This window comes from Paraburkholderia sp. CI3 (assembly GCF_050436505.1).
Taxonomy (GTDB): Bacteria; Pseudomonadota; Gammaproteobacteria; order Burkholderiales; family Burkholderiaceae; genus Paraburkholderia; species Paraburkholderia tuberum.
Genome location: NZ_JBNDMI010000003.1, coordinates 2,557,038 through 2,571,101, shown reverse-complemented (window position 1 = coordinate 2,571,101; position 14,064 = coordinate 2,557,038). Strand labels below are relative to the sequence as shown.

Annotated in this window: 14 protein-coding genes; 7 read left to right on the top strand and 7 right to left on the bottom strand. The window is 61.2% G+C overall.

Features of this window, described 5'->3' with window-relative positions; all coding sequences use genetic code 11:
* Window positions 1-793 precede the first annotated feature (793 nt).
* Window positions 794-1,726 (top strand): GlxA family transcriptional regulator, encoded by a 933-nt coding sequence (locus OKW29_RS20490; RefSeq protein WP_184064849.1) that lies wholly within the window; start codon window positions 794-796, stop codon window positions 1,724-1,726.
* A 58-nt stretch (window positions 1,727-1,784) separates the two neighbouring features.
* Window positions 1,785-2,801, top strand: coding sequence for an ATP-grasp fold amidoligase family protein (locus tag OKW29_RS20485; protein WP_429292313.1), 1,017 nt, complete (start codon window positions 1,785-1,787; stop codon window positions 2,799-2,801).
* Between the two features lie 152 nt (window positions 2,802-2,953).
* Here the strand turns inward: OKW29_RS20485 and OKW29_RS20480 are convergent, their stop codons facing one another.
* From OKW29_RS20480 to OKW29_RS20460, 5 genes are all read right to left on the bottom strand, one after another.
* Window positions 2,954-3,661 carry a substrate-binding domain-containing protein gene (locus tag OKW29_RS20480; protein WP_429292312.1) on the bottom strand — a complete coding sequence of 236 codons (708 nt, stop codon included), beginning with the start codon at window positions 3,659-3,661 and terminating at the stop codon, window positions 2,954-2,956.
* Between the two features lie 14 nt (window positions 3,662-3,675).
* Window positions 3,676-4,359 carry a 4-carboxy-4-hydroxy-2-oxoadipate aldolase/oxaloacetate decarboxylase gene (gene ligK, locus OKW29_RS20475; protein ID WP_184067453.1) on the bottom strand — a complete coding sequence of 228 codons (684 nt, stop codon included), beginning with the start codon at window positions 4,357-4,359 and terminating at the stop codon, window positions 3,676-3,678.
* A gap of 2 nt (window positions 4,360-4,361) precedes the next feature.
* Window positions 4,362-5,387 (bottom strand): amidohydrolase family protein, encoded by a 1,026-nt coding sequence (locus OKW29_RS20470; RefSeq protein ID WP_429292311.1) that lies wholly within the window; start codon window positions 5,385-5,387, stop codon window positions 4,362-4,364.
* A gap of 71 nt (window positions 5,388-5,458) precedes the next feature.
* Window positions 5,459-6,817, bottom strand: coding sequence for an MFS transporter (locus OKW29_RS20465; protein WP_429292310.1), 1,359 nt, complete (start codon window positions 6,815-6,817; stop codon window positions 5,459-5,461).
* 517 nt (window positions 6,818-7,334) lie between these two features.
* Window positions 7,335-7,484 (bottom strand): hypothetical protein, encoded by a 150-nt coding sequence (locus OKW29_RS20460; protein WP_429292309.1) that lies wholly within the window; start codon window positions 7,482-7,484, stop codon window positions 7,335-7,337.
* 219 nt (window positions 7,485-7,703) lie between these two features.
* Between OKW29_RS20460 and OKW29_RS20455 the strand changes: the two genes are divergently transcribed.
* From OKW29_RS20455 to OKW29_RS20440, 4 genes are all read left to right on the top strand, one after another.
* Complete coding sequence (locus tag OKW29_RS20455; RefSeq protein ID WP_429292308.1) at window positions 7,704-8,285, top strand: cytochrome b/b6 domain-containing protein; 582 nt, start codon at window positions 7,704-7,706, stop codon at window positions 8,283-8,285.
* Window positions 8,286-8,288: 3 nt separating this feature from the next.
* Window positions 8,289-9,083 (top strand): molybdopterin-dependent oxidoreductase, encoded by a 795-nt coding sequence (locus OKW29_RS20450; protein WP_429292307.1) that lies wholly within the window; start codon window positions 8,289-8,291, stop codon window positions 9,081-9,083.
* Window positions 9,084-9,131: 48 nt separating this feature from the next.
* Entirely contained in the window at window positions 9,132-9,746 is a 615-nt protein-coding gene (locus tag OKW29_RS20445; RefSeq protein WP_429292306.1) for a hypothetical protein, read from the top strand.
* Window positions 9,747-9,964: 218 nt separating this feature from the next.
* Complete coding sequence (locus tag OKW29_RS20440) at window positions 9,965-10,366, top strand: DUF3597 domain-containing protein (protein WP_090809158.1); 402 nt, start codon at window positions 9,965-9,967, stop codon at window positions 10,364-10,366.
* A gap of 250 nt (window positions 10,367-10,616) precedes the next feature.
* Here OKW29_RS20440 and OKW29_RS20435 read toward each other — a convergent pair whose 3' ends face one another.
* On the bottom strand, window positions 10,617-10,805 hold the full coding sequence (locus OKW29_RS20435) for a hypothetical protein (RefSeq protein ID WP_429292305.1): 189 nt from the start codon (window positions 10,803-10,805) through the stop codon (window positions 10,617-10,619).
* Window positions 10,806-11,218: 413 nt separating this feature from the next.
* Window positions 11,219-12,919, bottom strand: a complete 1,701-nt coding sequence (locus OKW29_RS20430; RefSeq protein ID WP_429292304.1) for a Na/Pi cotransporter family protein — start codon at window positions 12,917-12,919, stop codon at window positions 11,219-11,221.
* Window positions 12,920-13,296: 377 nt separating this feature from the next.
* On the opposite strand from OKW29_RS20430, the gene OKW29_RS20425 reads away from it, so the two are divergent.
* A complete protein-coding gene (locus tag OKW29_RS20425) occupies window positions 13,297-14,037 on the top strand; it encodes a 3-ketoacyl-ACP reductase (RefSeq protein WP_429292303.1) in 741 nt (246 codons plus the stop codon).
* Window positions 14,038-14,064 lie beyond the last annotated feature (27 nt).

Below are 14,064 nucleotides of genomic sequence, written 5' to 3'. Positions count from 1 at the left end.
AGGTTGATGAAACAAAACGATCGGCGATCGCTTTGCGTCGCCACGTCGTTATTTATGCCGCCGGCCGGATAGACCCTCGATTGGCTGGCAGCACGGCGAAGCGACGTGCTGTGTCGGGTTAGGTCGGGGAGCCGTGGTCGGGACCTCTCGAACCACGGAAGGCTACACACCTATTGCTTATCCACCGCGGCATTGCCGATTGTTCTTCTCACGAATCAGCGAATGCGAAGCCCGCCATTCACGTAATCCGCGATTGACAATTTCTCTCTCGATGTTGCGCTGAAGCATAGTCCGCAAAGGATCGACGCATTCGCCGGCGGCCCAAAGTAGGGTGCTATTGGCCGATAATGCGGAGCCTTTTACAAATGAAACAGAAGCCGGAAAGGCTTGTTGCGATCTGCAATTGCTGTAACAGAGTAATACGACAGGCATCGTACATCGCGACAGAACGCCAATTGCACGGCTCAAGTGCCAGGAATGCCCTTGTTATCCCGCAAATCGCGCCGAATCCAAGCCACTCGGCGCATTCCGCCGATACCCAGCATTTCCCTTGCAAGAATCGCGCTAATTGATCGGGAAAAAAATTCCGTGCAACGTTAATTAGTAGCACGCATTTCTGCGAATAGCGAGGTAAGAATTTCTTGCATCCTGACGATTACGCCAAAACACCCACGTATGCCGGCCAAGCTCGTCTCGCCCAAATCGATGCGCTAATCTCAATGCGTAGATTTTCCTGACTGGAGAAGCTCGCGTGATGAAGCACATTGGTCTATTCGTCTTTCAGGATTGTTCGATGGCAAGTACCGGCGCGATCGGCGACGCGTTCCGGCTTGCCAATGAGTTCAAGAGAACGGCTGGCGAAGAGGCGCCATACCGGTTTACCGTGGTATCCGACGGCGGCGGTCTGGTGACCAGTTCGTCCGGCATATCGATCTGGACGCAAGGCCTCGAACGCTACTGCCTCGCTGATTTCCACGCGCTCTTCGTGGCCTGCCGCGACGTCACCGAAGTCGCGGAATCCAACGACCGCTTTCTGTCGTGGATCTCGCTGCAAGGATCGATTGCATCTTTCGGCATGCAACAGGGTGCGAATCTCGCGGTCGTCTGCAACGATCCGCTGCAATCGATCGTGCCGATTTTTCTGTTCGACGACAGCGGTGACGCCGCGCGCACGCAAAGCAATGTGACGCCGACCGATCTCGCGCTCGCGCAGATCGAACGCGACATCAATACCGACACTGCCCGCAAGATAGGCCGCATCCTGCAAACCGGCTACGCCGAGAAAAGCCGCTCCGAGTTCGACGACGTCAACATCACGACGACGACGGAGAAGATTCGCGAATCGGCGCGCTGGATCAAGGAAAACTACAGCAAGGCTATTTCGGTTGCGCAGGCGGCCGAATCGGTGGCGATGAGCAAGCGCAATTTCCAGCGCCGCTTCAAATGCGAGTTCGGCATGACGCCGCTCGAATATCTGCTGCGCACACGCTTCGAGATCGTTCGCTCGATGCTGAAGAACACCGATCTGCCGGTCGACAAGATTGCGCGCCGCTGCGGAATGGGCGACGGTAATCGGCTGGGGCGGCTATTCAAGGAGCGCTATGGTATGTCGCCGACGCAATTCCGCGCGCAACAGCATGTGGATGCGGAGGAACGCTGGCTGACGCCGGAGGAAAGCTGGAGTGCCGCGACCGAGATGTTGCGGCAAGCGCCGCTGACACTTTGATTTCAATTCCCGTTACTCCGAGGACGACTCGTCGACTCGACCGCAAAGGGATTAGAACATGACGATCATAAAATCCGCCGAACTGGGCGCGCAGGATGCGGCCGTCGCGCCGAAAAACATGGCCTCCCTACACTCCGGTGACAGTGCTCTGGCCGCGCCCTGCCGGCAGCCGGGCTTGCACACCGGTGCGCATGCGGCGCACGGGCAATCGCCATCTACCGCGAGAAAAATCAAGGAAGCGGCGAAAACGCTATTGCCGGACGCCCTTTTCTTAAGCCTGTTACATCACAAATGCATTGGCCGCTATCCGAACCTGATTCGTCCGGTGACGTTCAATGAGAAGATCCTGCAGCGCAATCTTCATCCTGATCCGCGCTATATCGACCTGACCGACAAGCTTCTGGTGCGGGAATATATTGCCCGGAAAATCGGCGACAAGCATTTGATACCGTTGATCGCAGTGCCCGATGCATTCACGCCCGAAGTGTTCGACGCACTGCCGGATGCTTTCGTAATGAAAGCCAATCACGGCAGCAGCTATGTCGAAGTGGTGAGAAACAAATCAGAGACCTCGTTCGAGAAGCTGAAGAAGCTCGCCGACCAATGGTTGCGCGCGGAATTCTATTACGTTGGGCGCGAGCGGCACTATCGGACGATCGAGCCGCGCGTTTTCTTCGAGCAGTTGCTGCTCGATCGGCGCGGCCAGATTCCGGCGGATTTCAAAATGCACTGCTTTGGCGGCCGTCCTGGCGGGCCGATCATCTATATCCTCGTGATCTCGGATCGATTCGGCGACGCGACGCACGGCGACGTGTACGACGCCGACTGGAATCACCTCGATATCGCAATCGGCGACTACAAGCGCAGCGCGTTGCCCGCTCCGCGCCCGCCGCATCTACAGGCCGTGCTCGATGTCGCGGCCCGTCTGTGCGAGGACTTCGACTATGTGCGCGTCGACCTGTATGCGCCGGACGACCTCGTTTATTTCGGCGAACTTACATTTACGCCCGGCGCGGGCGTGCTGCCCTTCACGCCGGACAGTATCGATTACGAGTGGGGCAAGCTGCTGGCTTGAATCCGCTTTCATTCGTAGCGTTTTGCCTCCTCCATCCGATCGGGCGTGCCGGTCAGCGCTTTCAGCGTTTCGACGCCGAGCATGCGCTCGCGCAAAGAGATGGAGGCGGAAAAGGCAAGGACACAAGCCTGGGCGGCGAGCGCCTCCCGCCATCAAGCCGGCGACATGCCGTTTTGCAGCTTTGCGCCGTCGGCCTCGCGCGAGGCCAGAAACGCCAGCAACGCCTGGGCTGCTTCACGCTGGCGCGCCACCGTGCAGATCGCGGCGGTGAAAGTCGTGGTGGACTGGGTGGCGACCGGAAGCTCGCCGAGCACGTCGATGCCCGCCACGTGAATCAATTCGCTCATCTGCTGAAAGCCGAGCGCGACTTCTCCGCGCGCGACGAGCGTCCCGACCGGCACACCCGGCGGCGCCTTCACGATACGCGAAGCGATCTGCCCGGCAATGCCCCAGCGTTCGAACAGCTTCAGTAGATGCCTGCCGCTCGGCCCCGTCGAGTAACCGATACTGCGCGCACCGAGAATCGCGTCGCGCAGCGCTGCTTCGGACGCGATGTCCGGGTGCGTTTCTCCGGCCGCGACCGCGACCGCGATGCCCGAGCGCGCGAGCCCGACGCGGCTCGCCGCCTCGACACAACCCGTCACCACGAGCCGCTCGATCGCGTCGGCGGCAAGCACGACGATGTCGAAGACTTCGCCATCCTCGACCCGGCGCGCCGCATCGACGCCGCCGACCGATTCGATGGCGACGCCCTGCCCCGTGCGCCGCTCGAAGAACGGGGCGAGTCCGGCCAGCACCTGGCGCGTGGCCATCGACGAAATGCCCGTGATCGGCGCGCGCGTGGCTTGATCGTTGATCATTGCGACCACGCCTGTCAGTCCTTGTAACGGAGTCCGGCCTGCTCGAGCGGCCCGCGCATGTTGTACATGTCGAGACCGAGCACCCCAGAGGCGAGTTTCGCGCGCTTCCCGGCTTCATTGGCCTCGCGCGCCGCAGCCTTGTCGAGCACGGCTTGCGCGGCGGCCGCCGGCACCACGACCACGCCGTCCTCATCGGCAACGACGACGTCGCCCGGTGTGACCAACGCACCCGCGCACACGACCGGAATGTTCACCGAGCCGAGCGTCGCCTTGACCGTGCCTTTCGCGGAGATCGCCTTGCTCCAGACCGGGAAGTTCATTTCGCTCAGCACGCTGACGTCGCGCACGCCGGCGTCGATGATCAATGCATGAGCGCCGCGCGCCTTGAAGCTCGTGGCCAGCAGATCGCCGAAGTAACCGTCGGTGCTCTGTGCGGTGACGCCGGCGACGACGACGTCGCCCGGCCGGATCTGTTCGGCCGCGACGTGCAGCATCCAGTTATCGCCCGGTTGCAGCAGCACCGTGACGGCCGTGCCGCTCGCGCGCGCGCCGGTATAGATCGGGCGCATATACGGTTGGAGCAGGCCCGTGCGGCCCATCGCTTCATGCACGGTGGCCGAACCGAGCGCGCCGAGTTTCGCTGCCACCTCCGCATCCGCGCGCTGGATGTTGCGATAGACGACTCCGATTTCATACATGATCACAGTCCCTTCGTTTTCAGCAAGGCGTCGAGACGCGGATAGACGCGCCGCGCGTTACCTTCGTAGATCTTGTAGCGCTGCTCCGGATTCATATCCGCGGCTTCAACGTAGCGCTTCGTGTCGTCGAAATAGTGACCGGTTTCCGGATCGACGCCGCGCACCGCGCCGATCATTTCGCTCGCGAACAGGATGTTGTCCACGGGAATCACGCGCGTGAGCAGGTCGATACCCGGCTGATGATAGACACAGGTGTCGAAGAACACGTTGTTCAGCAGATGGTCTTTCAGCAAGGGCTTTTTCAGTTCCTGCGCGAGGCCGCGGAAACGACCCCAGTGATACGGCACCGCACCGCCGCCGTGCGGAATCACGAAACGCAGCGTCGGGAAATCGCGAAACAGGTCCGAGGTCAGGCATTGCATGAACGCGGTGGTATCCGCATTCAGGTAGTGCGACCCGGTGGTGTGGAAGCACGCGTTGCAGCTCGTGCTCACGTGAATCATCGCGGGAATGTCGTACTCGACCATCTTCTCGTAGATCGGATACCAGGAACGGTCCGACAACGGCGGGCTGGTCCAGTGGCCGCCCGACGGATCGGGATTCAGGTTGATCGCGACATTGCCGTACTGCTCGACGCATTTGACGAGCTCAGGAATACAGGTGGCCGGATCGACACCCGGACTTTGCGGCAGCATCGCGGCCGGCACGAAGTTCTCGGCAAACAGCCGGCTCACGCGATAGCACAGTTCGTTGCAGATCGCGGCCCACGTGCTCGAGATTTCGAAGTCGCCGATGTGGTGCGCCATGAAGCTCGCGCGCGGACTGAAGATCGTCAGATCGAGGCCGCGCTCGCGCATCAGTTTCAACTGGTTGTTTTCGATTGACTCGCGCAGCTCGTCGTCGCTGATCTGCAATTCCGACCCCTTCGGCATCCCGGAAGGACTGTTGATGCCTGCGATCTGGCGGTTACGCCACGTCTCCAACGCTCTCGGCGCGGTGGTGTAGTGTCCGTGAATGTCGATGATCACCGTGATTCCTCAGTAGATGAATTTGTCCAGCAGCGCCCGCGAAACGCACGCGCGCCGCGTTGCCTCACGCCTCAATGCGCGATATTCGGCTGCGCCACCGTTTCGGCGCCGCCCACACGCTGGCTCACCAGGATGGCGATAGCGGCGAGTGCGGCGGGGATCGCGAGCATCGCCAGGATCGCGCCGAACTGCCAGCCGAAGCCGAGCAGCGCGCCGCCGATCGCCGAGCCGAAGATACTGCCGAAGCGGCCCATGCCGAGCATCCAGCTCACACCAGTCGCACGCGCAACGGTCGGGTAGCGGCCGGGTGCAAATGCGTTCAGACCGGTTTGCGCGCCGCTCATGCAGAAGCCCGCGGCAAACACCAGCAATGCAAGCGACGAAGACAGCGCGCCGATGTAGCCGAGCCCGAGCACGCACAGTGCGCCGCCGATATAGGCGGCGCTGATGACCGGCGCCGGACGCGCCTTGTCCATGAGCCAGCCGACGAGGATCGCGCCGATCGTGCCGCCGATCTGGAACATCGCCGTGACGTTGGCCGCGGTCGTGACCGACAGACCCGCATCCTTCATCAGCGTCGGCAGCCAGCCGGTCAGCAGATAGATGACGAGCAGGCCCATGAAATACGTGACCCACAGCGCGATCGTCATCGAGCCATAGCCTTGCGAGAACAGCACGCCGATCGGCTTGCGCGTGGGCAGCGGCGGTTCGTTCGACACGAACACTTCATTGCCCGCGAAGTGCACGCCGCACACACGACCAAGCACCTTGCCGATACGCTGCGCGGGCGCGCCGCGTACCGCGAGCAGACGGGCCGACTCAGGCAGCAGCCAGATCTGGAACGGGATCAGCACGAGCGGCAGTGCGCCGCCGAAAATCAGCACCGCGCGCCAGCCGTGAACCGGAATCAGCCAGCCGGCCGCGAAGCCGATCAATGCCGAGCCGAGATTGAAGCCCGTGAACATCACGGTGATCAGCAGCGCGCGCTTGCGTTGCGGTGCGTACTCGGACAGCAGCGTCGTCGAGTTCGGCATCGCGGCGCCGAGACCGACACCGCTGAGCAGACGCAATGCTGCCATCGAAAACGGCGATTGCGTGAACGCAGTCGCGATCGTGAACACGCCGAACAGAAACACCGACGTAATCAGCACCCACTTGCGGCCGATGCGGTCCGATGCCGGACCCGCGAACAATGCGCAAATCACGAGACCGAGCGGTGCCGCGCTCATCACGAGTCCGAATTCGGGGCGCGAAATCGCCCAGTCATGAATGATGGAAGGCGCGACGAAACCCATGATCGCGACGTCCATGCCGTCGGCGGTCACGATCAGAAAACACAGCACGACCAATAACCACTGGTAGGGCGAAATCGACCGTTCGTCGATGAACTTCTTGATATCAATCCTGTTACCGCTGGTAGTACTCGTCATCAAAACTCTCCTGTCTCCTTCATTGGTCTCATCGCGCGCTCGAAGCGGGTAGCTTCGCAAAGTACGTCGACTCCGTAACCATCGTGGCGATGGGCTCCTACACGGCTTACTCAAATAACTGGCGTGAAGGTACGTTTCGTCCTTCGCGGGCCAAAGCGCGGGTTAACCATCGGGTCGATGCGAGTATCCGCATTCTCAGCGTTCCGCATAGCATCGGCGAAGCCCGTCCGATTCGCGCAAAACCCCGCTGGACAAGCGTTCAAACCAGAGTCACGGCCCTTCGAAGCGGGCTTTTCGAACGCCTGCCGGTGCACACCCTGATAAACAGAACAGATGAAGCGGGAATGAACTCGCATAGAACGGCAGTGAGACGCCCCGCTTTTCCGATCAACATGGATGCGCCGCGCTGGTAGCGGATTTGCCCCGCGCAAAAAGGGCACAAAAAGAAAAAAGCGGCATGACCGTGCTATGGCCATTCCGCTTCGGGCTGAGCCGGCCTCGCGAGACCGGCTGGTACTCAATTACCGTTGTGCGCTACCCGGCTCAGGGGCTGCGACACCCCTTCCGCGCTGCAACCTTCGAGCCAGCGTCCGTCCGTAGTCAGGAATGTCGTATGCTGCGTTTCCCATGCGGCGGGACGGCCTTCCTGCGCGATGTGCATCGTCATTGAAAGTCGATAGCAAGAACGAAAAGATTTCAGACACGACGGAATAACCGTCGATCGATCGCGTTACCGCTTCGGGCGCAATGCCAGTCTGACGCTCGCAGCGTAACTCGTCGCCCGATCCTGCTTGCGCCCCCATACCGGCGCCGACGGCATCCCGTTGACGGCTCCCGCGGCACCGGAATGATTGTCAACGAGCATGGAGTGGTCTTGAGGCACAACATGGTTCAACCCGGTTGGGTGCGCATTACGCACTGGATCAATGCTGTCGCGGTCGTGCTGATGGTAATGAGCGGCTGGCAGATCTACGACGCGTCGCCGATCTTTCCCGCAATTGAGTTTCCACCTTCGATCACGCTTGGCGGCTGGCTCGCCGGAGCGCTGCAATGGCATTTCGCAGTGATGTGGCTGCTGGTCGCCAATTTCATCGTCTATCTGGCGCTGAGTCTGGCGACCGGACGCTTTCGACGCAAGCTGCTGCCTGTCCGGCCGAAACAGTTGGTCGCCGATCTGCTCGCTGCGCTGAGCGGGCGCCTGAAACACGACGACCTCGCGCACTACAACTCGGTGCAAAAGCTCGCCTATCTCGTCGTGATCGCCGACATCCTGCTGATCGTGTTGTCCGGGCTCGCCATTTGGAAGTCGGTGCAGTTCCCGCTGCTGCGCACGCTGATGGGCGGATATGACAATGCGCGCGTGGTGCACTTCATGTGTATGAGCGTCCTGGTGGCGTTTTTCGTCATTCACGTCGCGATGGTTGCGCTCGTGCCCCGCTCGCTGCTGTTGATGCTACGCGGACGGTAAATCATGACGATCCGAAAACGAACCGCGCAACAAGGCACCTTCCTCGCGACGCATGGCGAATCGATCATTCGCGATGCTCAGCGCGAACTCAAATCGCCTGCGCGCCGGCTGTTCGGCCGGCGGCTGCTGACGTTAGGCGGCATCGCGCTGCTGTCCGGTTGCGATCTGACCGACGACAAGGCGGTGAATACCGCGCTGCGCCGCATCTCGTTCTTCAACGACGACGTGCAGGCACTGCTGTTCGATCCGAACAAGCTGGCGCCCACGTATCCGGCATCGATGATCACACGGCCGTTTCCGTTCAATGCGTTCTATGGCGTCGACGAGGTGCCCGAGATCGATGCCGCGACCTACCGTCTGCAGGTCAGCGGCCTCGCGCACGGCAAGCGTACGTGGGCGCTCGACGAACTGCGCGCGCTGCCGCAGGAAAGCCAGACCACGCGTCTTATCTGTGTCGAAGGATGGAGCGCGATCGGTCGCTGGGGCGGCGTGCGCTTTTCCGAATTCCTGCGCCGCGCGGGCGCGGACACGCGTGCAAAGTACGTGTCGCTTCATTGCGCGGACTACAACTACTGGACGAGCATCGACATGCCGACGGCGCTCCACCCGCAGACGCTGCTCACGCTGACTTACAACGGTGACGTGCTGCCGCCGAAGTATGGTTTCCCGATGAGGCTGCGTGTGCCGACCAAGCTCGGCTTCAAGAATCCCAAGCATGTCGTCGCTATCGAAATCACGAACCAGTATCCGGGCGGCTATTGGGAGAACCAGGGCTACAACTGGTTCAGCGGCTCGTGACGCAATGATGTTTTTCTCCTTCCATCAACCATCCAGTTGGGAGTTCCTATGTCATTCCTCATCAAATCGGGCGCAGCCTTGATGACCGCAGCGCTCGTGAGCGCTGCTTTCGCGCAGGCGCCGGCCACGAACCCCGCGCGTATCCGGGGCGAAATCGTGTCGCACCACGGTGACACGCTCAAGGTCCATCGACGCAGCGGCGATACCGTGTCGATCGATGTGAAGCCGGCAGCGAGCGTTTCGGCTGTCAAGACGATGCAGCTATCAGATATCAAGCCGGGTACATTTATCGGCACGGCTGCAACCACGGGCGCCGACGGCAAGCTGACAGCAACGGAAGTGGTCGTGTTCCCCGAGTCCGCGCGCGGCACGGGTGAAGGACATTACGCGTGGGACCTGGGCCCGAAAAGCTCGATGACGAACGCGAACGTCGACACCGTCGTGCAGAGCACGAGCGGCCGAGATCTGAAGCTGTCGTACAAGGGCGGCAGCAATGTGGTGACGGTGCCGCCCAACGTGCCCATCGTCACGTTCACGCCCGCGGAGCGCAGCGACCTTACGCCGGGCAAGAAGGTGTTCATTGTCGCTACGCCCGCATCGCAGGGGACTTATGTTGCGCAACGCGTCGTGGTCGAAAAGGACGGCGTGGTGCCGCCGATGTGAAGGCTGACCTGGGCCTCGGATAGCGCCACGCACGGCGTCATGTGTTGACGTGACGCGGGCTAAGTCGTGTCAGGATCATTGCGCGCGGAACAATACGAGCAGTCGATGGGTTGACAAAATATTACGTTTTTCACCGTGGTAGATCGCGTAGCATAGTGGGGGTATGTCCTGCGAGCGCCCCCACTCGCATTCGTCATTCAACCGCGGAGATTTCGGAAATGAGTATTTTTGGTGACATCGTGCACAAGCTGTTCGGCAAAGCGAAGCCGGACCAACCTCCCCCCGCGACGGAACCCACCCCCGACCCGGCCGCCGCGCAAGCCGCGACGCCCAGCGCTCCCGCCGCGCCCGCGCCGCTGACCGACGTCGACGTGGCCGCCGTGATGGATCAACTCGTCAGCGAAAGCGGACAGACGTTGAACTGGCGTACGTCGATTGTCGACACGATGAAGGCACTCGGCGTCGACAGCAGTCTCGAACACCGCAAGCAACTTGCCCAGGAATTGAAGTACAGCGGGGACATGAACGACTCCGCGAGCATGAACATCTGGCTGCACAAGCAGGTGATGCAAGCGCTCGCGGCAAACGGCGGCAAGCTGCCGCCCGATCTGGCAAGTTAAGCAGGACGAAGCAGGCGTTTCGCAGTAAGCGAAGCGCAGTGGAAGTCGCGCAGTAAAAATCAAACACTCAGTCCAGGTTGCCCGGTCGAAGCACGAAACCGGGCAACCGGAAACTGCTCCGCTCGGCAATCAATGCTCGCACAATCGACTATCGAGAGCGCGCACTGCACGCGCCCGCGACAGCACGATTGCCATCAGCCCACGTATCGAAACGCAGGTGACGAAACACATTGCGATGGAATAGACGCGGCTATTGCGCCGCGGTGAGCTTGAGTCCCGGCCGCAACGGCTGGGGAGACTCCAGAGGAGCCTTGCGTTCGTCCGATACCTGTTCGATTCCCTTTCTCGTGACTTCTTCGAGGAAGGTCAGGCGAGCCCGATAGTAGTCGGCACGCAGCTGTGCGTCGAGCACGAGCTGTTCGGCCTGAAACAGTTCCATGCGCAAGTTGCTCAGCGCGCGTTCGGCCTGTTTCTCGGGAGTAGGAGCATGTTGTGAAGCCCAGTTAGCAAGCCACCTTATCATGGTGAAGCCCTCCTTGAGTTCAATGCTCTGCTGCGTCAAAGGCTATCAAAATATGGATGCGGCGTGTGTTAAATCGCTTCAGGCGTTGCTTATTGTGCGAGCTACCGTGGGTCGTCGCACGATCGACTTCACCGCCGCGCCTTGACTACTGATACCACAACACGCGCGAGGCGAAAAAAGCCCGCACAGCAAAGGCGGGCAATCCCACTCTCTTTGAAAGCGTGTCACGAGGATGACACGCCACAAGTTTAGAGCTCGTGCAACCCCAACGTCCGTGTGCTGGCGATCACTTTGCGCGAATATATCGATCTCCAATCATGCGTCGCGCGTTATTGCAGCTCTTGAAGCGCTGCCACATTTTTCGCAATGGCCCGCGCGAACTGCGCGATCTGCCGGCCCTGTTCGATCAGATCCATGGCGATCCGGAACGTGACCACGTCCGCCTTGTCCGCCAGCTGAAGCTTCGCGAGCACGACCTGACGCGCGGTCGCGGCGAGCTTGTCGATGCCGGCCTTCGCGTCGACGACCTTCGCGACCTCTTCCGGATCACGCGTCTCGATCGTGCGGATCGCCTGCTCGAGATTGCGGATCACCGCCTCGGAAAACTGCGTGGTCGCCGCATCGCGCAGACGCAGCAGATCGATCTGCTGCGTCATTCGTTGTTGTCCGACCGTCATCAGCGTCATGCCGACAATGCCGCTGATGCTCTCCAGATGACTCGTGACCTGCGTGTAGCCGACCACCTGCTGACCTTCTTCCTCCGAGTGCTGCCGCTGCGACAGGCGGCCGATATATTGAAGAATTTCGAAGGCCAGCCGGTCGCTTTCCTTGTCCTGATCGAGCATCTGACTGATCTCTTCCATCGTGCCGGTCGACACCATTTGCGAGCCGCGTTGCACAACGTCGAGCACCTGCGCGCCGAGCCGGGTCAGCTCGATACGCACGCGTTGCAGTGCAAGCGCCGGCACCGCCAGCGACGTCTCGTCGAGATACTGCGGATCACCCGCGGGTTTGGCGGCCTTCGCGCGCTTCGGCACGACCAGTTGCGCGAGCCGCGCGATCGGACCGGCAAACCAGATCAGCAGCAGCGTGTTCGCCACGCTGAACAGCGTATGCACATTGGCTACCTGACGCGGCGCCTCGGCCGCGAGGCGTGCAAGCCCTTGCAGTTCCGGATGCGACGGAGATATCCAGCGCACGACCTCCGCCATCTGCGGAATCAGGAAGAGCGCAATCACGACGCCGAGCACATTGAAGATCAGATGCACGACGCCGACCTGCAACGCTTCCGGTGGCTTGCCGATCGAGGCGAGCAGTGCCGTGCCGCAGGTGCCGACATTCGCGCCGAGAATCAGCGTGATGGCGGCTTCGAGCGGCATCAAGCCCTGCCCGCTCAACGCAATCACGACCGCGAGCGTCGCCGCCGAGCTTTGCACAACCGCGGTGAAGACCGCCCCCACGATGACGCCGACGAGCGGATTGCGCATGTCCTGCATCGCGTCGATGAACGGCTGATAGGTGCGCAGCGGATGCGTGGACTCGCCCATCAGCTGGATGCCCATGAACAGCAGTCCTAGCCCCATTACGACGCGTCCGATCTGCCGCAGCAGCTCGCGCGGGGCAAACGCGTGCAGCACGAAGCCAATCGACAGCATGTACGGCGTCAGACGCGAAACGTCGAAGGCGATGATCTGCGCGGTGACGGTCGAGCCGATGTTCGCGCCCATGATCATCGGCACCGCCTGGGTCAACGTCATCAGGCCGGCGGACACGAAACCGACCAGCAGCACCGTCGTGATGGTCGACGAATTCAGCAGCGCGGTCACGACGGCGCCCGCCACCACGCCGCGAAACCGGCTTGCGGTCAGCACGCCGATCAGCGACTGCAGTTTCGATCCCGCGATCGCCTTCAGGCCGCCGGTCAAGAACTCCAGACCGAGAAGAAACAGCGCGAGGCCGCCAATCAACAGCCCGAAGATCCCAAGGAAGTTCAACCTGTCGGGATCGATGTCAGCAAGATAATCAGTCATCCTGATGTGCCTCTGATGATCACACGAATAGACGCGGGAGCGAGGGACGGCTTCGCGCCCCGCATCGACGACCGTGCAGGCAGTCTGCCGCACGGTGTCCGGGGCAGGTACTTAAGGCTAACGCTAAGGGTAAGAGGAAGACGGCGCGCAGGCAAGGACGGGAGGGCGGCCGGCGGTCTCGAGCGACCCCGGAGTTCGCAAAGCATGCAACCCGCAATCGACGTAATTCATTGCCCCGTCAAGCAACGATTCCACCCCTGATTTGGCAGTTAACCCGTAGGTGAAAATGCCCATCGTCCCGGGCATTGGCCGCTGCCAATAATAGGTCCATCCTCCAATCAAACTTGCTCAACTCACCCAAACAAGAAGGAGGACTTATGGCAAACCGTGTTGCATACGTAACCGGCGGCATGGGCGGTATCGGAACCGCCATTTGCCAGCGCTTGCACAAAGAGAACTACACCGTCGTCGCGGGCTGCGGCCCGAACTCGGCGCGCAAAGCCCGATGGCTGGAAGATCAGAAAGCGCTCGGCTATAACTTCGTCGCATCGGAAGGCAACGTCGCGGATTGGGAGTCCACCGCGAAAGCGTTCGAGAAGGTCAGGAAAGAAGTTGGTGAAGTCGACGTGCTCGTCAACAACGCGGGCATCACGCGCGACGGCATGTTCCGCAAGATGACGTTCGAAGACTGGGAAGCGGTGATCGACACCAATCTCACGAGCCTGTTCAACGTGACCAAACAGGTCATCGAGGGCATGGTCGGCCGAGGCTTTGGGCGCATCATCAACATCTCGTCGGTCAACGGCCAGAAAGGCCAGTTCGGGCAAACCAACTACTCCACGGCCAAGGCCGGCATTCATGGCTTTACGATGTCACTCGCGCAGGAAGTGGCGACCAAGGGCGTGACGGTCAACACCGTGTCGCCGGGCTACATCGGCACCGACATGGTCAAGGCCATCCGTCCGGAAGTACTGGAAAAAATCGTCGCGACAATTCCGGTACGGCGTCTCGGCACGCCGGAAGAGATTGCGTCGATCGTCGCGTGGATCGCGTCGGATCAAGCGGGCTTTGCGACCGGGGCGGATTTCTCGCTGAACGGCGGTCTGCATATGGGCTAACGGGAACGGCGCCGCGTTGCGCGCGGC